Genomic DNA, 19157 nt, shown 5'->3' on the forward strand with positions numbered 1-19157 from the left:
ACGTGGCGACGACCGGCTCGCGAGTCGGCGCATCGCCGGTGTCGAATCAGGAGACGTAAGTCCATGTCTGTCCAACAACATCCCGAAGTTCTCACGATGCTCATCGGCGGCAAGCGTGTCGCCGCTGCCCACGGTGCAACGTTCGAGCGCCGCAATCCGCTCGACGGCGAAGTGGCGTCGCGTGCGCCTGCTGCGAGCGTCGACGATGCTCGCGCCGCCGTGCACGCCGCATGGGCCGCCTTTCCCGCATGGTCGAACACCGGCCCCGGCGAGCGCCGCGCTTTACTGACGAAGGCGGCCGATCAGCTCGAAGCGAAGCTGGAGCAGTTTCAGGTCGCAATGGCGGCGGAGACGGGGGCGTCCGGGTTGTGGGCGGGATTCAACGTGCATCTCGCGGCCCAAGGTCTGCGTGAAGCGGCTGCGATGACGACCCAGATCGCCGGCGAGATCATTCCGTCGGATGTCCCCGGCAGTCTCGCGATGGGCGTACGTCAGGCCGCGGGCGTGGTGCTGGGCATCGCGCCGTGGAACGCGCCGGTGATTCTCGGCGTGCGGGCGTTGGCGCTGCCGTTAGCGTGCGGCAATACCGTCGTGTTCAAGGGCTCCGAGTTGTGTCCGGCGACGCACGGCCTGATCGCCGACGCGCTCGACGAAGCCGGTCTGCCGCCGGGCGTCGTGAACTTCATCACGAACGCACCCAAGGACGCCGGGGCCATCGTGCAGGCGCTGATTGCCGAGCCCGCCGTGCGCCGGGTGAACTTCACCGGTTCCACGCGCGTGGGGCAGATCATCGCGGGGCTGTGCGCCCAGCATCTCAAACCAGCGGTGCTCGAACTCGGCGGCAAGGCCCCTTGTCTCGTGCTCGACGACGCGGATCTCGACGATGCCGTGAACGGCGTGGCCTTCGGCGCGTTCGCCAACTCGGGGCAGATCTGCATGTCGACCGAGCGCATCGTGGTGGCCGAGGCGATTGCCGACGCGTTCGTCGACAAGCTCGCGGCCAAGGCGCGCGCGCTGCCGCTCGGCGATCCGCGCAATGGACCGGTCGTGCTGGGCTCCGTGATCGATATGTCGACGGTCGAGCGCTGCAACGCGCTGATCGACGACGCGCTCGCCAAGGGCGCGAAGCTGCTGTGCGGCGGCCGTGCCGAGACGACGCTCATGCCCGCGACGCTGCTCGATCACGTCACGCCGGACATGCTGATCTACACCGAGGAGTCGTTCGGCCCGGTCAAGGGCATCGTGCGTGTGAAGGACGATGAAGCCGCCATCGCATGCGCCAACGACAACGCCTACGGCCTCTCGTCCGCCGTGTTCAGCCGCGATATCGCGCGCGCGATGGGCGTTGCGAAGCGCATCGAGTCCGGCATCTGCCATATCAATGGCCCCACCGTACACGACGAAGCGCAGATGCCGTTCGGCGGCGTGAAGTCGAGCGGATGGGGACGCTTCGGCGGTAAGGCCGGCGTTCATGAATTCACCGATTTGCGCTGGATGACGGTGCAGACCACCCCGCGTCATTACCCGTTCTGAAGCTTCATCACCACCATACCGCCGCAGCCGGGACACCGGAATAGACGGCCGGAGGAGACAACCGTGTCACAACCGTTTGAAACCGTCCCTGCGGGCGCGGGTGCCGTATCTGGCGCTGCGTCCGGCGCTTCGTCAACGCTCCCGGCCAGCCCATCAGGCGGCACATCAGCCAGCCCGTCGGACCACGCAACCCGTCATCACGACACCCCGACGGCGGCCACGCCGAACTTCGGTCGCGTGGTGGCTGCCAGTTGCTTCGGCACGGCCATCGAGTGGTATGACTTTTTCGTCTACGGCTTTCTCGCCCCCATCGTGTTCGACCGGTTGTTCTTCCCGCAGCTCGACCCGATGACGGGCATGATCGCCGTGTTCGCAACGTTCGCCGTCGGCTTCGTCGCGCGCCCCATCGGCGGCATCGTCTTCGGTCACTACGGCGACCGCATCGGCCGCAAGTCGATTCTGTTGTTCACGCTGATTCTGATGGGCGTCGCGACCACGCTCATCGGCCTGCTGCCCACGTACGCCATGGTCGGCATGTGGGCGCCGATCATGCTCGTGACGTTGCGCTTCATTCAGGGCTTTGCGCTCGGCGGCGAGTCCGTGGGCGGGTTGCTCATGACGGTCGAGGGCGCGCCCGCGCATTTGCGCGGCCTCTTTGGCGGACTGATTCAGGCAGCGGGGCCGACGTCGATCGTCGGGGCGTCGCTCGCCATCGTGCTCATCACGCGCCTGCCGGAAGACGATTTGCTGACGTGGGGCTGGCGTCTGCCGTTCCTCGTGAGTCTGCTGCTCGTGGCCCTGGGGACGTATGTACGCCTGAAGGTGGAGGAGTCGCCGAGCTTCAAGGCGGCGGAGCAGCATCGCGACATCGCGAAGGTGCCGGTGGCCGAGGTCATCACGCATTACTGGCGCCCGACGCTCGTCACGTTCTTCATCTGTCTGGCGGAGACGAGCTTCTTCTATCTGGTGGCGATTTTCTCGCTCTCCTACGGCACCAAGACGCTCGGTCTGCCGCGCAACGTGATGGCCGACGGTGTGCTGTACGCGAACATCCTCGCCATGCTCACGATTCCCGCGTTCGGCATGCTCTCCGACAAGCTGGGACGCCGCCCGATGTTCCTGATGGGGCTGGTCGCCACGGCGATTTTCATCTATCCGTTCTTCCTCATGATGGGCAGCAAGGAGACGGCCTTCGTCGTACTCGCCATCGTGATCGGTGCGGGCGTGATCCATCCCATGATGTTCGGTCCGGAAGGCAGCTTCTTCTCCGAGTTGTTCGACACGCGGGTGCGCTTCTCGGGTGTATCGCTGGGCAAGCAGATCGGCACGGTGATGGGCGGCGGTCTGGCGCCGATGATTGCGGCGAGTCTGCTGGCGTGGAGCCACGGGCAGATCTGGCCGGTGATCGTCTACTTCCTCGTGCTCGCGACCATGGCGCTGATCTCGACGGTGCTCGTGCGTGAGACGAGGCATCGGACGATGTGACGAACTCAGCGACTTCCCTCCGACGTCGATGAAAACGAACAGCCCCGCTCGCGATGCGAAGCGGGGCTGTTCGTTTTTGAAACCGCTGCCGCTAACGCTGCGACGACTGCGCTCAGAGGTCGAGCACGAGCATGGCGGACTTGCTGCGCGAGCAGCACGGCAGGATCTGATCGTTGGCGGCGCGCTCGTCGTCCGTGAGGTAGACGTCGCGATGGTCTGGCGTGCCGTCGATCACACGCGTGAGGCACGTGCCGCACACGCCTTGCTCGCACGACATCTGCACTTCGACACCCTGCGCTGCGAGCGCCGCGACGATCGTCTCGCCGGCCGGCACGTCGATCACACGGCCGCTCGAATGCAGCTTCACCTGAAACGCCTTGTCGGCCTCGCTATCCGCAGACTCGTGCACCGGCGCGGCGAAGTATTCGCGATGCACATTGCCTTCGGGCCATTGCGCGGCTTCTGCTCGGGCGAGCACGGCCTCGATAAAGCCAGCCGGGCCGCAGACATACAGATGCTTGCCGCCGGACGGCTGCGCCAGAATCGCGTCGAGATCCGCGCGTTCGCCTTCGCTGTCGAAGTACAGACGCGTCTTCGCCGCAATCCCGTCGCATGCGAAGCGATCGCGAAACGCCGTGCGTGCCGGTTCGCGTGTGCAGTAATGCACTTCGAAGGACGCCTCGCTCGCCGCCAGTGCCTCCGCCATACAGAGGATCGGGGTCACACCGATACCGCCCGCAAGCAGAATGCTGTGCTTCGCCGAATCGGCGAGCGGGAAGTGATTGCGCGGCGCGCTGATCTCGATCTCCGTGCCCACGGTGAGCCCATGCATGCCGACGGAGCCGCCACGCGATTGCGGATCGCGCAGCACCCCCAGGCAGTAGCGGTGCGTCTCGCCCGGTGCGTTGCACAGCGAGTATTGCCGCACGCAGCCGTCTGCGACATGCACGTCGATGTGCGCGCCGGCAGTGAACACCGGGAGCGCACTGCCGTCGACACTCACCAGTTCGAATTCGCAGATGTCGGTGGCGACATCGCGCTTGTTCGCCAGCCGGACCTTCATGCTGCGTTCTCCACACCGGCGCTCGCCGTGCCAGCACGTTCGGCGTCGATCAGACGGTCGAGCACCTTGCGGGACTGCACGCCGCCCGCGTCGATGTTGAGCTTGAGAATCTTCTTGTCCGGGTACGCCGACAGATTGCGCTGCTGCGCTTCGAGCACCTCCTGGTCCTCGGCGAAGATGCCGCCCTGGCCCTTCTTGATCGCGGCCGTCAGCTCGGCATCCTGTGGCTTGAAGTTGCGCGCCATGCCCCAGAAGTACCAGATCGATTCGTCGGTCTCCGGCGTGATGAAGTCGACGACGATGCTGCCGGCCTTCTTGTCGGCGGGGGCGTCGTAGCCGCCATGACCGGCGTGCGCGACACCCACTTCGATCATCACGTGGCTCGGCGGCGTGAAGCGGCAGACTTGCCAGCGGTCGCACGGCACCTGATCGTCCAGACCGTTCGCGCGCAGTGCTCCCGCCCAGAACGGCGGCGCCTTGATGTTTTCCATGTGACGCGCCGTGATCACCATGTCGCCTTCGACGGTCGTCTTCGGCGGGGCTTCTTCGATCTCCTCCTGCCCGATGCTCGTCGCGTGCACGTAGGTCTCGTGCGTGAGGTCCATGAGGTTGTCGATCATCAGGCGATAGTCGCACTTGATGTGATACAGGCCGCCGCCGTACGCCCACTGCTCACTCACCGCCCACTCCAGGTGCGGGATCTCGTCGGGATTCGCGAGTGCTGCGTCGCCGGGCCAGACCCAGACGAAGCCGTAACGCTCGACGCACGGGAACGACCGCGTCTTCGGAAAGCCGCCGACACGCTGACCGACCATCTTCGTGCACTTGCCGCCGCCGTCGACCGTCAGGCCGTGGTAGCCGCACACGAGGTGCCCGTCCTTGACGAAGCCCAGCGAGAGCGCGGCGCCGCGATGCGGGCAGAAGTCTTCGAGCGCGGCGGCGTTGCCGTTGCCGTCACGGAAGAACACCATCGCTTCGTTGCAGACCTTGCGGCCCAGCGGCTTGTCGGCGAATTCGTCCGGCGTACACGCGACGTACCAGGTGTTTTTGAGGAACATGATCGTTTGTCTCCTTGGCGTGCCTTGTCAGGGGTGCGGCGCGCTCTCGTTTCGATAAGGGATGAGTTGGATGCAGCGACGGCGCGCGCGTCAGAGCAACTGCGCGCCCATGCTGTGTTCTTGCGTCACGATGTGCTCGCGGCACATGAATTCGGCGCGATCGGGCTGACGCGCGGCAATCGCCTCGACGATGGCGTGATGCTGCCGATGCGCGTAGGCGATGATGTCCGCGTACTGGCGCCGGTCCTCATGACCGAACGCCACCGTGCGGGGCGCGACGAACGGCACCAGATTGCAGCGCGCGATAAAACCTTCGAGCAGGGGATTGCGAGCGCCGGTGACGAGCAGGTCGTGAAAGCGCGCGTTGAGCGACGCGTAACCGATCTGGACTTCAGGCGTCATCGTGTGATCGGCGAGCAGGGCGTCGCCCTCGGCCAGCAACTCGCGCAACTGCCGGAGCAGTTCCGCGCTCGCGCCTTTCTCGGCGAGCAGTCGCGCGGCGTAGCCTTCGAGCGCGCCACGCAGATGCAACGCTTCGACACTCTCCTCACGCGTGTGCGCCCGCACCGCGTAGCCACGCTGTCCGGCGCGCACCACCAGTCCTTCCTCGGCGAGCACCGGCAGCGCTTGACGCACCGGCATGCGCGATACGCCCAGTTGCTCCGCGAGCTTCGCTTCGGCCAGACGCTCGCCCGGCGCGAGTTCGCCCTTGAGGATCATTTCGCGCAATTGAACCGTGGTCGGGGTGGGATGCAGCATGCGTCTCCTTTCGTTTCCTTTCCTGCGTGCCAGACAAGCGGGGCTTAGTGGCATCGGCTTTTTTTCATTATGGGATCCCGTAATTCGTAAACGCATTGGTAAATACCCTTGTTTATGCCAATACGGGATCCCGGATAGACTCGGCGCTGCATAAATGCGGGCTCGGATTCACGAACGGATTCTGCGGCCCGGGCATGACAAAACAAGAGACGGAGACTTTCAGCGTGGCAAAGATCATTGGGGGGATCGGGACGTCGCACGTGCCGACCATCGGTGTGGCGTACGACAAGGGCAAGCAGCAGGATCCCGCGTGGGCGCCGCTGTTCCAGGGCTACGAGCCCGTAGCGAAATGGCTCGCCGAGAAGCAGGCCGACGTGCTGGTGTTCTTCTACAACGACCACGCCACCACGTTTTTCTTCGACATGTATCCGACGTTCGCCCTCGGTGTTGGCGAGTCATTCCCGATTGCCGACGAAGGCGCCGGGCTGCGTCCGCTGCCGCCGATTCGCGGTGACGTGGCGTTGCAGGCGCATATCGCCGAGTCGCTCGTGAACGACGAGTTCGACATCACCGTCTTCCAGGACAAGCCGATCGATCACGGTTGCGCGTCGCCGCTGCCGCTGCTCTGGCCGCACAAGCCGGACTGGCCGGGCACGGTCGTGCCGATCGCCATCAACGTGTTGCAGTATCCGTTGCCGACCGGGCGTCGCTGCTACCGCCTCGGACAGGCCGTGAGGCGTGCCATCGAGTCGTATCCGGAAGACCTGCGCGTGGTGGTTGTGGGGACGGGCGGTCTCTCGCATCAGATTCACGGCGAGCGCGCGGGGTACAACGACGAAGCGTGGGACCGCGAGTTCCTGGAACTGCTGGAGCATGCGCCGGAGACGCTGACCGAACTCAAGCATGTGGATTACGTGCAGCGCGGCGGTGCGGAGAGCGTCGAACAGATCATGTGGCTGTCGATGCGTGGCGCGATGGGAGCGCGCATCAAACGTCTGCATCTGAACTACTACCTCGCGACGACGACCGCGATGACCGTCGCGCTGTATGAAGACATCGCAGAGGAGGGGGGCGCATGAATCCGCAACTCGAAGGTATCGAAGCGATCACCGGCACCTATGCATTCGATCTGCGCGTGAGCAACCGGACGCTCAAGCTCAATCGCTTCTTCTGGCACATGATTCGCGCGGAGAATCGCGAGACGTTCCTGAACGATCCCGTCGCCACGATGACCGCTGCGGGGCTCACGGCGGATGAACAGGCCATGGTGCAGGCGCAGGACTGGCTCGGCCTCGTGCGTCACGGCGTGAACTTCTTCGTGCTGGAGAAGTTTGCCCGCGTGGTGCGCAAGACCAATCTCGAAGTCTATGCGCTCATGCGCGGCGAGACGCTCGACGAGTTCATGGCCACGCGACGCGTGCCCACCATGCGCTGACATGGCCATCGACACTGCCATCAGCCTGACGAACGCGCCGGCCGCGCCCCGGCTGGCGTGCCACGAACGCGGCACGTGGAGCCGTGCGCCGCAAAGCACCGAGGCGACGCTGCTGTGCCGCAAGCTGCGTGGCCTGCGCGCCATGGTCGCGGTGCTCGAATGCGACTCGGTCGCGCGCGCGGCGCGCATGCTGCATCTGTCGCAATCGGCCGTGGCGCGCTCGATCTCGGATATCGAGGCGGAGCTGGGTTTTCCGCTGTTTCACCGCAGCGGGCGCGGCCTGATTCCGAATGCCGCCGGTCAGCGGCTCGGGGTGCGTGCCACGCGTGCGCTTGCCGAGCTGGCGAACGGCTACCGCGAAGCGTTCGCGGCGACGGCGTCGCAAGCCGACGGCGGCGCACGTGCGGCGAGCCGCTTCGCCGCCGTGGTCGCGCCGCAGCAACTCACGAGCTTCATTGCCGTGGCCGAGCTGGGCAGCGGCCCGCTGGCGGCGAATCGTCTGCAATGCTCTCAGCCGACGATTCAGCGCAATCTCGATCAGCTCGAAGACCTCATCGGCATCAAGCTGTTCCGACGCACGCCGCGCGGCACGCGTCTCACGGACGAAGCGGTGGCCTTGCTCGGTCCGGTCAAACGCGCGCTCGCAGAACTGGCGATTGCGGAAGACGAACTCGCGCCGTTCGGCGGACGTCAGCAGGGCACCGTGATCGTGGCGGCGTTGCCGCTGTCGAGCGGCTTTCTGTTGCCCAAGGCCATCGACAGCCTGCTGCACAAGTCGCCGTATCTCACGGTGACGGTGGTCGACGGGACTTACGAGGCGCTCGTGCGTCAGTTGCGACAGGCAGACGTCGACATGATCGTCGGCGCCTTGCGGGCGAACGACGTGCCGCCGGACATTCGTCAGGAAGCGTTGTTCGAAGATCATCTGTCGGTGGTCGCGCGCGCCGATCACCCCTGCCTGACGTCTGGCCGAACGCCCACGCTCGCGGAACTCGCAGAGTACGGCTGGGTAAGTCCGTTGCCGTGCACGCCCGCGCGCGGTGTGTTCGAGCGCGTGTTCCATGCCGAAGAGCTGGCGCTGCCTCGCACGCAGGTGCACGCGAGCAGTTCACCGGTGGTGCGCGGGTTGCTGTCGTCGAGCGATCGGCTGGCGTTGCTCTCGCCTGTGCAGATCACGTCGGAGTTGCGCACGGGCGAACTCGCCGTCGTGCCGGTGTCGTTGCAACACGCGCGCCGCTCGATTGGCGTGGCGACACGTCGTGACGGGTTGCTCTCGCCAGCAGCCGAGCAATTGCTCGACGAATTGCGCGCGCTCGCACCGACGATGCAGCATCCGACGTAAAAGTACGGTGACGGGCGCGAATCGCGCTCGCCAACCCGCTTGCGAGCGCGGCGAAATTCGACGAATTCGCCATGACTTGCATGTCTCGCCTCATTCGCTCGCCCGCCATTTTCGCGGCGCGGGACGCTCACTGACGACCGCCCGTTGCGCCTTGTGTGGCGGGCATTCCATCGGCGGAACGGCATGCGTCCCGCAGCGCGAAATTCCCTTCGAAAAATTCATCTCGAAACCTAGGGGAAATCTCGGGGATATACGAAAAACGCAACGCTCGACGCGAGAAGGTCGTTCGACGTCGACATTTCGTCTGCCTAAGCTGTTCCGCATCACATAGAAAAGGCGCGCCATCCCCCGGCGCGACCTCACAACCGATCGGCGCCGCTAACGCCGACGAGGAGACGACACCATGAACAAGCGCCATCTCTGGCTTGCGGTAGCACTCGCGAGCGTCTGCCAATTCACCGCTGTCTCGGCCCGCGCCGAGGAAATCAAGGTCGGTATGCTGGGGCTGTTCTCCGGCTCGGCGTCGTGGTGGGGCACGGAATACCGTCGTGGCGTCAACCTGTGGCTCGAACAGAACAAGAACAAGGTCGGCGACGACACCATCGTCGTGCTGGAGCGCGACGAAGGCGGCGTGAACCCGCAACGCACGCGCCAGCTCGCACAGGAACTCGTGGTGCGCGATCAGGTGCAGTACCTGTTCGGCGGCTCGTTCACGCCGAACGTGCTGGCGATGGCCGATGTCGTGAACCAGACCAAGACGCCGCTCGTCATCGGCAACTCCGGCACTTCCAGCGTCACGCTCAAGTCGCCGTACTTCGTGCGTACCGGCTTCACGCAGTGGGCCGTGAGCGTGCCGCTCGTCGAATACGCCGCGAGCAAGGGCGTGAAGAATGCCGCCATCGTGGTGGCCGACTTCGCGACCGGTTACGACGCCATCGACGCCTACAGCGAGACGTTCAAGAAGTCGGGCGGCAAGATCGCCGTCGAAGTGAAGGTCCCGCTGGGCACGACGGATTTCTCCAGCTATCTGCAACGCGTGCGCGATGCGAAGCCGGACGCTGTCTTCATGTTCATGCCGGTCGGTCCGATGTCGGCAGGTTTCGTGAAGGCGTTCAAGGAGCGCGAACTCGACAAGGCAGGCATCCAGCTCTTCGCCACGACCGAGACCATGGAGTCGGACCTGCCGGCCATTGGCGACAGCGCCCTGGGCACGATCACCGCGCTGCACTACTCGCCGTTCCTCACCACGCCGGAGAACACCGCGTTCGTGAAGGCGTACAAGGCCAAGTACGGCCCGGGCGCGCTGCCGTCGATCGCCTCGGTGTCGGCCTACGACTCGATGACGCTCATCGCGCAGATGATCAAGGCGACGAAGGGCAAGAAGGACGCAGACAAAGCCATCGCCGCCGTGAAGGGCTACTCGTGGGTGAGCGCACGCGGTCCGGTGTCGATCGACCCGAAGACGCGTGAAATCGTGCAGAACGTGTACATCCGTCGCGTGGAAACCATCGACGGCAAGCTGGGCAACAAGCCGATCGAGACGTTCAAGTCGGTCGTCGAGCCGTGGCACCTGAGCCACCCGCAAGTGGCTGCGAAGTAACGCAGGCGATGTCCCCCCTGATTCGCTCTGTTCGTTAGGTTCCGGTAATTCGTCATGACGCAATCGCTTGCCACTTTCCTGTCGTTGTCGATCGACGGTGTGGCCTACGGGATGCTGCTGTTTCTCATCTCCGTGGGCCTCACGGTCACGCTCGGCGTGATGCGCGTGGTCAACCTCGCGCACTCCGCCTTCGCCATGATCGGCGGTTATTTCACCTTGTGGGCCATGCAACGTGCCGGGCTCGATTTCTTTGTCGCGCTGCTCGTCGGCGTGCTCGGCACGATGGTGCTGGGCGTGGTGCTCGAGCGCACGCTGTATCGCTGGGTCTACACGGCCAACGGTCTGGGGCAGTTGCTCATGACGATCGGGTTGGCGTTCATCATCTGCGCTATTGCCAAGAACCTCGCCGGTACGGAGCTGCAGACGATTCCGGTGCCGCAGGGACTGCGTGGCACGTGGGACTTCGGTGCGTTCTCGGTGTCGGTGTATCGCATCTTCGCGCTGGTGTGCAGTGCGGTCGTCGCCTTCGGCATCTGGCTCGGGCTGGAACGCACGTCGTTCGGTGCGAAGCTGCGCGCGGCCGTCGACAACCCGCGCATGGCGCGCTGCGTCGGCATCGACGTACCGCTCGTGTTCTCGATCACGTTCGCCATCGGCTGCGGTCTGTCCGGGCTGGGCGGTGCGCTGTCGAGCCAGATCCTGCCGCTGGAGCCGTACTACGGCCTGAAGTATCTGGTGCTCGTGCTGATCGTGGTTGCCGCCGGTGGTCTGGGCAGCTTGCGCGGTTCGCTGTATGCCGGACTGTTGCTGGGACTGATCGACACGCTCGGCCGTTACTACGTGCCTGCGCTCGGCGCTTTCATGATCTATCTGGCCGTGCTGGCCATTCTGCTGATCCGCCCGCAAGGGTTGGTCGGTCGTGCCTGAGCGGAGGACGACGATGTCGCAAACGAATCCTTCGCCGTCGACGGGCAACCTCGGGCAAGTGGTCCCGGCGCTGCGTCGCAAGCGCCTGGGCATGCTCGACGCGCTACTGCTGCTCGCCGCCGTCGCCACCTACTTCTTCGCCGATCTGTATCTCGCGCTCGCCACGAGCGTGCTGATCATGATCATCTTCGCGCTCTCGCTCGACCTCGTGCAGGGCTATTGCGGTATCGAGACGCTGGGGCACGCGGCCTTCTTCGGCAGCGGCGCCTATGCGGCGGGACTGTTCGCGCTGCATGTGTCGCCGAATCCGCTGCTGGGGCTCGTGGCGGGCGCCGTGGTCGCGGGTGTCGTGGGACTGATCACGGGCGTGGTCGTGCTGCGCGTGAGCGGCCTCACGCAGATCATGCTCACGCTTGCCTGCGCCACGCTGCTCTATGAAGCGGGCAACATCGCCAAGTCGATCACGATGGGCGACGACGGCCTGACGGGCTACACGATCGCGCCGGTGCTCGGCATGTTCGAGTTCGATATCTACGGCCACACGGCGTATCTGTATGCGCTGGCGGTGTTGCTCGTCGTGTATCTGTTCACCCAGTTCCTCGTGAGCTCGCCGTTTGGACTGACGGTGCAGGGCATTCGCGAGAACGCCATGCGCATGTCGCTGCTCGGGGTGCGCGTGGGGCTGCGTCGTCTGATGCTCTACACGATCGCTGCGGCGGTGGCCGGTGTCGCGGGTGCTCTCTCGGCGCAGGTCAACAACATCGTGGCGCTCGACACGCTGTCGTTCACGCTGTCGGCCAACGTGCTCGTGATGCTCGCCCTCGGCGGCACCGGACGTCTCTATGGCGCCGTGCTCGGCGCGGTCGTCTTCATGGTGCTGTCCGATCGTATCGCCGCCATCGACCCCACCAACTGGCTGGCTGCGCTCGGCGTGCTGCTGATCGTGGTGGTGCGCTTCGCGCCGGACGGCCTGATCGGTGTGGTCGATCGCATGGCGGCACGCGTGCGGCGTCAGGCCCCGGCAGTGGCGTCGACCGACAACGGCAATCCGCATCACGGGCACAACACGAAAGCAACGACCACGGACAAGGAGGTGACGCCGTGAGCGCTGCACTCGAAATTCAGGGGCTGTCCAAACGCTTCGGTCAGTTGGACGTGACCCGCAACGTCAGCCTGTCGCTGCCGGTCGGTGCGCGTCACGCGCTGATCGGGCCGAACGGCGCGGGCAAGAGCACGTTGATGAACCTGCTCACCGGCGTGCTCAAGCCGAACGCGGGCGTGGTGCGTGTGGGCGGGACGGACGTCACGTCGATGCCGTCGCACAAGCGCGTGAAGCTGGGCCTTGCCCGCACGTTCCAGTTGAACACGCTGTTCGACACGCTCACGGTCGCGGAGAACGTGGCGCTGGCGCTCACCTCGCGACGCGGTCTGGACGGGCGCATCGGCAAGCCGCTGGCGAGCCGCCCGGCTGTGGTTGAGGAAGCGGCGGAACGGCTGCGCGAACTCGGCATGATCGATCTCGCCGGCAAGCGCATCAACGAACTGGCTTACGGACAGCGGCGTCAGGTCGAGATCGCGCTGGGCCTGGCGCTCGATCCGAAGGTGCTGCTGCTCGACGAGCCCGTCGCAGGCGTGCCGTCGGGGCAGGGACGCAAGCTGTTCGAACTGCTCGAACGCCTGCCGCAAGACGTCGCCGTGATGGTCATCGAACACGACATGGATCTGGTCTTCCGCTTCGCGCGCCGTATCACGGTGCTGGTCGAAGGCGCGGTGCTCATGGAAGGCGAGAAGGACGAAGTGCGCAGCGATCCGCGCGTGCGCGATATCTATCTGGGGCGTCGCCATCATGACTGACATTCTGCTCGAAGCCGGCGGACTCAGTGCCGGGTATGGCGAGACCATCGTGCTCGAAGACCTGAGCCTGCGCGTGGCGGCCGGTGAGGCCGTTGCCATTCTCGGACGCAACGGCGTTGGCAAAAGCACGCTGCTGCTCAGTCTGCTGGGACTCACCACGCGCCACGGCGGCGTGCTGCGCTATCGCGACGACGACATCACGTCGTGGCCAGCGTACAAGCGCGCCCGTGCCGGACTCGCGCTGGTGCCGCAGGAGCGCGAAATCTTCAAATCGCTTTCCGTCGAAGAGAACCTGCAAGTGTCGGCGATGGGCGATGTCGCCGGCGCTACCCATACCGGGGGCGATGACGCCTGGACGCTGGCGCGCGTGTACGACCTGTTCCCGCGCCTGAAGGAGCGGCGTCGCAATCTCGGCAACCAGCTCTCGGGTGGCGAGCAGCAGATGCTCGCCATCGGCCGCGCACTCATCGGCAATCCCCGCGTGATTCTGTTCGACGAGCCGTTCGAAGGGCTCGCACCGGTGATCGTCGATCAACTGGTCGACGCGTTCTGGAAGCTGCGCGCCGACGGCGGGATGGGCGTGGTGCTTGTGGAGCAGCACGCAGAGCTGGGGCTGGAACTCACCGATCGGGCGCTGGTGCTCGATCGGGGGCGTCAGGTCTGGGCGGGACGCAGCGGCGATCTGGCGGCGTCGCCGGAATTGCTCGGCTCGCTCGTCGGGCTGGAAAGCGCCTGAGCGGCGCTGACGACATCGGCGACACAAGCGACACGCAAGCGGCACACGCGACACATCAGCAACACGTATCAGAGCAAATACATGAGCACAACACAGCACACCAACGCCGCAGTCCCGTCGGCGCCATCGGGTCTCTCGGGTCTCGTGGTCAGCGCGCACTCGGCCGACTTCGTCTGGCGCGCGGCAGGCACCATCGCCACGCACGTCGCGCAGGGTTACCGCATGAAGATCGTCTGCCTGTCCTTCGGCGAGCGTGGCGAGTCGGCCAAGCTCTGGCGCAAGGGCGCGGAGATGACCGAAGCGAAGGTCAAGACCGCGCGTCGTGAAGAAGCGCAGCGCGCCGCCGACATTCTGGGCGCGGAAATCGAATTCCTCGACATCGGCGACTACCCGATGCGCGTGTCGGACGAAACGCTTTTCAGGCTCGTCGACATCTATCGCGAATTGCAGCCGTCGTTCGTGCTGAGCCATTCGGAGAAGGACCCCTACAACTTCGATCACCCGCTGGCGATGCATGTCACGCAGGAGGCACGCGTGATCGCGCAGGCCGAAGGCCACAAGCCGGGCGAGAAGATCATCGGCGCGCCGGCGGTGCTCGCGTTCGAGCCGCATCAGACCGAGCAGTGCGAGTGGATTCCGAACACCTTCGTGGACATCACGCCGGTGTGGGAGAAGAAGCGCGCCGCTATCGAGTGCATGGCCGGTCAGGAGCATCTCTGGGATTACTACACGCGCGTGGCGCTGCAACGCGGTGTGCAGGCCAAACGCAACATCGGCATCACGGCCGCGCGCGACATCAAGTACGCGGAAGGGTTGATGCGTTTGACCCCTGTCGTCGCTCAGCACCTCTCGTAAGCCATGCCGTCACTGTCACCCGTTATGGAGTCACTGTCATGATTCGCGGCGTTGTCGTTCGTCAAATTCCCCGTGTCGATGCCGCCACGCTCGACATTCTGCGCAGCGCCGGCAGCGCCACCGTGCATGAGGCGCAGAGCCGTCTCGGCCTGATGGCGACGTATCTGCGTCCGATCTATGCAGGCGCCAGCGTTGCGGGCAGCGCCGTGACGGTGCTGGCACCGCCCTCCGACAACTGGATGCTGCACGTGGCGGTCGAGCAGGCGCAGCCGGGCGATATCGTCGTGGTCGGCGTGACCTCGCCGTGCGACGACGGCTACTTCGGCGATCTGCTCGCCACGTCGATGAAAGCGCGCGGCGTAGCGGGTCTGATCATCGACGCCGGTTGCCGTGACATCGGCACGCTCACCGAGATGCAATTCCCGGTGTGGTCGAAAGCCATCTCGTCGCAGGGCACCGTCAAGGAAACCCTCGGCTCGGTGAACGTGCCGGTGGTGTGCGCCAACCAGATCGTGAACCCGGGCGACGTGATCGTGGCGGATGACGATGGTGTCGTCGTCGTGCCCTTCGCCACGGCGCAGGTCGTCGCCAGGGCTGCCACGGCTCGCGGTGCCGACGAAGCCTACAAGCGTGGTGTGCTCGCGGGCGGCACGTTGGGACTGGACTACTACAAGATGCGTGAGCGCCTCGCGGCAAAGGGCTTGCGCTACGTCGACTCGCTCGACGAGTTGACGAGCGAGTGAGCGGTCCGTCCATGAGGCATTCCCAAACGCGCATTCGCGCCGCCGTCATGCGCGGCGGTACCTCGAAGGGGCTCTACTTCCTCGCCGACGATCTGCCGGCGGATGCCGCCACGCGCGACGCCGTGCTGCTCGCCGCGATGGGGTCGCCCGATGCGCGCCAGATCGACGGCATGGGCGGGGCGAACCCGCTCACGAGCAAGGTCGCCATCGTCTCGAAGGCGACGCGCCCCGATGCCGACGTCGACTATCTATTCGCACAAGTCGTGGTCGACGAAGCGCGTGTCGACTACGGACAGAACTGCGGCAACCTTCTCGCGGGCGTAGGGCCGTTTGCGATCGAGCGAGGGCTCGTCGCGGTCACGGGCGACGTGACGGACGTCGGCATTCACATGGTCAACACGGGACAGGTGGCGGTCGCCACGGTGCAGACCCCGGATGGCGTCGTGAAGTACGACGGCGACGTGGCCATCGACGGCGTGCCGGGCACGTCTGCGCCGATTCCGCTGATGTTCCGCGATACCGCAGGCTCGTCCTGCGGCGCGCTGTTTCCGACCGGGCAGCGTCAGGAGGTTGTCGAAGGCGTCACGGTGACGTGCATCGACAACGGTATGCCGCTCGTGCTCATGCGTGCGCAGGACCTCGGATGTTCCGGTGCAGAGTCCTGTGACCAGCTCGAAGCCGGGCCGGCGTTTCAAGCGATGCGCGAGCGGATCGAGGCGATCCGTCTTGCCGTCGGTCCGCGCATGCATCTGGGCGACGTGCGCTCGCGCACGGTGCCGAAGGTGTGTCTCGTCGCGCCGCCCCAAGCCGGGGGGGCGCTTGCCACGCGCTGTTTCATCCCGCATCGCTGTCATTCGTCCATTGGTGTGCTCGCGGCCGTGAGCGTGGCGACGGCTGCGGCATTGCCGGGCACCGTCTGTCATGAGATGGCCGTGGTGCCGGACGGCGACGCACCGTTGCTCTCCATCGAACATCCGACGGGTGAATTCACCGTGCGGCTGGCGCTCGATCTCGATGCCGACGGCGCGACGGCGGTGACCGGCGCCGGTTTGCTGCGCACCGCGCGCTGGCTGTTCGACGGTGAGGTGTGCATTCCCACGCGTGTCTGGACGCAAGGAGAGGCGGCATGAGCTTCGAACGTCCCCCGTTGCTCATGCTTGCCGGCCTGCTTTGCGATCAGGTCGCGTGGGCGGCGACCGCTGCCTTGTTGCCCGAATTCGATTGCCGCGTGCCTGCATGGGGCGCGCTCGACACCATTGGTGCGATGGCCGATCACGTGCTCGCCACGACGCCGGAGCCGCGCTTCGCGCTCGCCGGGCATTCGATGGGCGGACGCGTCGCGCTGGAGGTGGTGCGTCGCGCACCGCACCGCGTGAGCCGTCTCGCGTTGCTCGATACCGGCTATCAGGCGTTGCCCGATGGCGAAGCCGCCGAGAAGGAACGGAGCGGTCGTGCGGCGTTGCTCGCCCGTTCGCGCGAGCACGGCATGCGTGCGATGGGACAGGTCTGGGCAACCGGCATGGTGCATCCCGATCAGATCGGCACCCCGCTGTTCGACGCGATTCTCGACATGATCGAGCGCAGCGATCCCGAGCAGTTCGCGGCGCAGATCCGGGCGTTGCTCGGTCGGCCGGACGCCACGCCGCAACTGGCCGACATCCGTTGCCCGACGCTCGTGCTGTGCGGTCGGCAGGACACCTGGAGCCCGCTCGCCCGTCACGAAGTCATGGCCCGCGCGATTCCCGATGCGGTGCTGAGCTTGGTGGAACACAGCGGCCACATGAGTCCGATGGAACGGCCCGAAGCGGTGTCCGACGCGATGCGTGCGTGGATGGCGTTGCCGTCGGTGGAGGTTTCGCCGTCATGACACAGCAATTCTCGCTGGAAGATCCGCAACCCCGACAAACCGAAGGCGATGCGCCACAGGACGAGATCGTCGATCAGCAGAGCCTCGACGCGCTGCGTGCCAAGCAGGCGTGCCACGACCTCGTGATGCGCTTCGTGTTGTGCAACGACCGGCGCGACCCGCACGGACTCGCGGCGCTGTTCGCGGAGAAGGGCGTGCTGGTGCGTCCCAATGGGCAGACGTTGGTCGGTCGCGCGGCCATTGCGGCTGCGTACGCGGATCGTCCGGCAGATCGGCTCACGCGGCACCTCGTCGGCAACGTGCTGATCGACGTGACGTCGGCCACCGGCGCCATCGGCAGCAGCACAGTGTTGCTGTGGAGCGGCTCGGCGCAGGACGTGCCGGGGCCGTTCGGGCGTCCCGCGCAAGGCCGTCAGGTGATGGGCGAGTTCGAAGACACGTTCGTGCGCACCGCGCAGGGCTGGCGCATCGCGCGCCGCGAAGCCCGGTTCACGTTCGTGCGCGAGGCGTGAGCGGCAAATCGCGCCAGAGATGCCAGAGATAGCGAGGGCCGATGCCGAAGGCAGCACAGGAGGCGGTGCCGGTCACTCGCAAGCGCAGGAAAGCAGTACCCGGAGGCGGCCGCAGTGCCGTCCCGAAAAAGGCTGGGCCGAGGGCAATGCCACCGGTTCGGAGGGTGTGGTTTGGAGTAGCGGTATCAAAAAACAAGGGGACAGAAGTGAAAGTGAAATACGCATTGGCCGCAGGCCTGCTGCTGGGTGCAGGCCTGGCGCACGCGCAAAGCAACGTGACGCTGTACGGGATCATCGATACCGGCATCGCCTATTACAACAATGCCGCCAACGGTGGCAGCTTCGTCGGCGAGCCGACCCTCACGGGTAAGGTGCCGTCGCGTTTCGGCTTCAAGGGGGGCGAGGATCTGGGCGGCGGTCTGAAGGCCGTCTTCACGTTGGAAAACGGCTTCCAGCCGGGCACCGGCGGCCTGAACTACGGCGGACGTCTGTTCGGCCGTCAGGCGAACGTCGGCCTGTCGGGCTCGTGGGGTACGTTGCTCATCGGCCGTCAGAACAACATGACGTTCTACGTCACGGGCAACGCCGACGTGATCGGGCCGTCGATCTTCTCGCTCGCGAGTATCGACCCGTACATCGCCAACGCGCGTAGCGACAGCGCTGTCGGTTACATGGGCAAGTTCTCCGGCGTGACCATTGGCGCGACGTACAGCTTCGGTCGCGATGCGTCGTCGGCAGGCGGCCCGTCGGCGACCAACTGCGCGGGTAACGTCGCAGGCAACTATCAGGCGTGCAAGCAGTTCACCGGCCTGATCGGCTACGACTACGAGAACTTCGGTATTTCGGCGTCGTACGACCAGATGCGCGGCAACACCGGCGCCGCCGCTCCCCTGACCAGCTCGAATTACACCGATTCGCACTCGGTCATCAACGCCTACTACAAGTGGTCGTCGGGTCGTGTGGGGGGCGGCTGGATTCACCGTAACGTGAGCGCGGATGCCGCGTCGCTGCGCTCGGACATCTACTTCATCGGCTTCACGTATCTGCCGACGATCACGTGGGCGTTCGACGCGCAAGCCATTCGCTATCAGTTGAAGAGCCGTGCCAACGCGACGATGCTCATCGGCCGCGCCACGTACTCGCTGTCCAAGCGGACGTCGCTGTACGGCATGGCCGGCTGGGTGGCGAACAGCCAGAAGGGTGCGGTCGCCATTGCCGCCGGCGGTTCGGTCGTCACCGGTGGCAATCAGTTCGGCACGATGCTGGGCATTCAGCACACGTTCTGAGCGAGCGGCACCTGACGCGACACCAAGCGCGATATCAAGCGCGATATCAAGCGCAACATCAAGCGCAACATCAAGCGCAACATCAAGCGCAACATCAAGCGC

General features: G+C 65.4%; 19 protein-coding genes. 16 read left to right on the forward strand and 3 right to left on the reverse strand.

Annotated elements, in window-relative coordinates:
* Positions 1–63: 63 nt before the first annotated feature.
* Together A9762_RS16185 and A9762_RS16190 are read left to right on the forward strand one after the other, a co-directional pair.
* Positions 64–1533 carry an aldehyde dehydrogenase gene (locus tag A9762_RS16185; RefSeq protein ID WP_069343033.1) on the forward strand — a complete coding sequence of 490 codons (1470 nt, stop codon included), beginning with the start codon at positions 64–66 and terminating at the stop codon, positions 1531–1533.
* Positions 1534–1596: 63 nt separating this feature from the next.
* Positions 1597–3018 carry an MFS transporter gene (locus A9762_RS16190; RefSeq protein ID WP_083253984.1) on the forward strand — a complete coding sequence of 474 codons (1422 nt, stop codon included), beginning with the start codon at positions 1597–1599 and terminating at the stop codon, positions 3016–3018.
* Between the two features lie 112 nt (positions 3019–3130).
* On the opposite strand, the gene A9762_RS16195 is transcribed toward A9762_RS16190, so the two are convergent.
* The 3 genes from A9762_RS16195 to A9762_RS16205 all read right to left on the reverse strand — a co-directional run bounded on the left by A9762_RS16195 (position 3131) and on the right by A9762_RS16205 (position 5898).
* Positions 3131–4081, reverse strand: a complete 951-nt coding sequence (locus A9762_RS16195; protein ID WP_069343035.1) for a PDR/VanB family oxidoreductase — start codon at positions 4079–4081, stop codon at positions 3131–3133.
* The gene (locus A9762_RS16200) at positions 4078–5139 is read right to left on the reverse strand and encodes an aromatic ring-hydroxylating dioxygenase subunit alpha (protein ID WP_069343036.1); all 1062 of its coding nucleotides are present in this window, start codon (positions 5137–5139) and stop codon (positions 4078–4080) included. The genes A9762_RS16195 and A9762_RS16200 overlap by 4 nt, the downstream gene beginning before the upstream one ends.
* 90 nt (positions 5140–5229) lie before the next feature.
* Positions 5230–5898 (reverse strand): GntR family transcriptional regulator, encoded by a 669-nt coding sequence (locus A9762_RS16205; RefSeq protein WP_069343037.1) that lies wholly within the window; start codon positions 5896–5898, stop codon positions 5230–5232.
* A gap of 224 nt (positions 5899–6122) precedes the next feature.
* Between A9762_RS16205 and A9762_RS16210 the strand changes: the two genes are divergently transcribed.
* The 14 genes from A9762_RS16210 to A9762_RS16275 all read left to right on the forward strand — a co-directional run bounded on the left by A9762_RS16210 (position 6123) and on the right by A9762_RS16275 (position 19055).
* Positions 6123–6977, forward strand: coding sequence for a gallate dioxygenase (locus A9762_RS16210; RefSeq protein ID WP_069343060.1), 855 nt, complete (start codon positions 6123–6125; stop codon positions 6975–6977).
* Positions 6974–7333, forward strand: coding sequence for a protocatechuate 3,4-dioxygenase (locus tag A9762_RS16215; RefSeq protein WP_069343038.1), 360 nt, complete (start codon positions 6974–6976; stop codon positions 7331–7333). Before A9762_RS16210 ends, A9762_RS16215 begins: the two co-directional genes overlap by 4 nt.
* 1 nt (position 7334) lies before the next feature.
* The gene (locus A9762_RS16220) at positions 7335–8675 is read left to right on the forward strand and encodes a LysR family transcriptional regulator (protein ID WP_069343039.1); all 1341 of its coding nucleotides are present in this window, start codon (positions 7335–7337) and stop codon (positions 8673–8675) included.
* A 403-nt stretch (positions 8676–9078) separates the two neighbouring features.
* Positions 9079–10275 carry an ABC transporter substrate-binding protein gene (locus A9762_RS16225; protein ID WP_069343040.1) on the forward strand — a complete coding sequence of 399 codons (1197 nt, stop codon included), beginning with the start codon at positions 9079–9081 and terminating at the stop codon, positions 10273–10275.
* Between the two features lie 54 nt (positions 10276–10329).
* On the forward strand, positions 10330–11202 hold the full coding sequence (locus A9762_RS16230) for a branched-chain amino acid ABC transporter permease (protein ID WP_069343041.1): 873 nt from the start codon (positions 10330–10332) through the stop codon (positions 11200–11202).
* Between the two features lie 13 nt (positions 11203–11215).
* Positions 11216–12307 (forward strand): branched-chain amino acid ABC transporter permease, encoded by a 1092-nt coding sequence (locus tag A9762_RS16235; protein WP_069343042.1) that lies wholly within the window; start codon positions 11216–11218, stop codon positions 12305–12307.
* A complete protein-coding gene (locus A9762_RS16240) occupies positions 12304–13056 on the forward strand; it encodes an ABC transporter ATP-binding protein (RefSeq protein ID WP_069343043.1) in 753 nt (250 codons plus the stop codon). Before A9762_RS16235 ends, A9762_RS16240 begins: the two co-directional genes overlap by 4 nt.
* On the forward strand, positions 13049–13792 hold the full coding sequence (locus tag A9762_RS16245; protein WP_069343044.1) for an ABC transporter ATP-binding protein: 744 nt from the start codon (positions 13049–13051) through the stop codon (positions 13790–13792). Before A9762_RS16240 ends, A9762_RS16245 begins: the two co-directional genes overlap by 8 nt.
* Before the next feature lie 81 nt (positions 13793–13873).
* Positions 13874–14647, forward strand: coding sequence for a PIG-L deacetylase family protein (locus tag A9762_RS16250; RefSeq protein WP_069343045.1), 774 nt, complete (start codon positions 13874–13876; stop codon positions 14645–14647).
* Positions 14648–14685: 38 nt separating this feature from the next.
* Entirely contained in the window at positions 14686–15390 is a 705-nt protein-coding gene (locus tag A9762_RS16255) for a 4-carboxy-4-hydroxy-2-oxoadipate aldolase/oxaloacetate decarboxylase (protein WP_170836255.1), read from the forward strand.
* Positions 15391–15401: 11 nt separating this feature from the next.
* The gene (locus A9762_RS16260) at positions 15402–16520 is read left to right on the forward strand and encodes a 4-oxalomesaconate tautomerase (protein ID WP_069343046.1); all 1119 of its coding nucleotides are present in this window, start codon (positions 15402–15404) and stop codon (positions 16518–16520) included.
* The gene (locus A9762_RS16265) at positions 16517–17257 is read left to right on the forward strand and encodes an alpha/beta fold hydrolase (RefSeq protein WP_069343047.1); all 741 of its coding nucleotides are present in this window, start codon (positions 16517–16519) and stop codon (positions 17255–17257) included. Before A9762_RS16260 ends, A9762_RS16265 begins: the two co-directional genes overlap by 4 nt.
* Positions 17254–17769, forward strand: coding sequence for a nuclear transport factor 2 family protein (locus tag A9762_RS16270; protein ID WP_083253985.1), 516 nt, complete (start codon positions 17254–17256; stop codon positions 17767–17769). Before A9762_RS16265 ends, A9762_RS16270 begins: the two co-directional genes overlap by 4 nt.
* A 212-nt stretch (positions 17770–17981) precedes the next feature.
* A complete protein-coding gene (locus A9762_RS16275) occupies positions 17982–19055 on the forward strand; it encodes a porin (RefSeq protein ID WP_371443065.1) in 1074 nt (357 codons plus the stop codon).
* The last annotated feature ends 102 nt before the right edge of the window (positions 19056–19157 follow it).

The sequence above is a fragment of the Pandoraea sp. ISTKB genome (assembly GCF_001721285.1).
Taxonomy (GTDB): Bacteria; Pseudomonadota; Gammaproteobacteria; order Burkholderiales; family Burkholderiaceae; genus Pandoraea; species Pandoraea capi.

Bases quoted from the DNA above. Each gene is read 5' to 3' on its own strand.
- A9762_RS16260 (WP_069343046.1), top strand. From the start codon at position 15,402: ATGAGGCATTCCCAAACGCGCATTCGCGCCGCCGTCATGCGCGGCGGT.
- A9762_RS16200 (WP_069343036.1), bottom strand. From the start codon at position 5,139: ATGTTCCTCAAAAACACCTGGTACGTCGCGTGTACGCCGGACGAATTC.
- A9762_RS16255 (WP_170836255.1), top strand. From the start codon at position 14,686: ATGATTCGCGGCGTTGTCGTTCGTCAAATTCCCCGTGTCGATGCCGCC.
- A9762_RS16250 (WP_069343045.1), top strand. From the start codon at position 13,874: ATGAGCACAACACAGCACACCAACGCCGCAGTCCCGTCGGCGCCATCG.
- A9762_RS16220 (WP_069343039.1), top strand. From the start codon at position 7,335: ATGGCCATCGACACTGCCATCAGCCTGACGAACGCGCCGGCCGCGCCC.
- A9762_RS16195 (WP_069343035.1), bottom strand. From the start codon at position 4,081: ATGAAGGTCCGGCTGGCGAACAAGCGCGATGTCGCCACCGACATCTGC.
- A9762_RS16230 (WP_069343041.1), top strand. From the start codon at position 10,330: ATGACGCAATCGCTTGCCACTTTCCTGTCGTTGTCGATCGACGGTGTG.
- A9762_RS16270 (WP_083253985.1), top strand. From the start codon at position 17,254: ATGACACAGCAATTCTCGCTGGAAGATCCGCAACCCCGACAAACCGAA.
- A9762_RS16185 (WP_069343033.1), top strand. From the start codon at position 64: ATGTCTGTCCAACAACATCCCGAAGTTCTCACGATGCTCATCGGCGGC.
- A9762_RS16225 (WP_069343040.1), top strand. From the start codon at position 9,079: ATGAACAAGCGCCATCTCTGGCTTGCGGTAGCACTCGCGAGCGTCTGC.
- A9762_RS16235 (WP_069343042.1), top strand. From the start codon at position 11,216: ATGTCGCAAACGAATCCTTCGCCGTCGACGGGCAACCTCGGGCAAGTG.
- A9762_RS16215 (WP_069343038.1), top strand. From the start codon at position 6,974: ATGAATCCGCAACTCGAAGGTATCGAAGCGATCACCGGCACCTATGCA.
- A9762_RS16245 (WP_069343044.1), top strand. From the start codon at position 13,049: ATGACTGACATTCTGCTCGAAGCCGGCGGACTCAGTGCCGGGTATGGC.
- A9762_RS16205 (WP_069343037.1), bottom strand. From the start codon at position 5,898: ATGCTGCATCCCACCCCGACCACGGTTCAATTGCGCGAAATGATCCTC.
- A9762_RS16265 (WP_069343047.1), top strand. From the start codon at position 16,517: ATGAGCTTCGAACGTCCCCCGTTGCTCATGCTTGCCGGCCTGCTTTGC.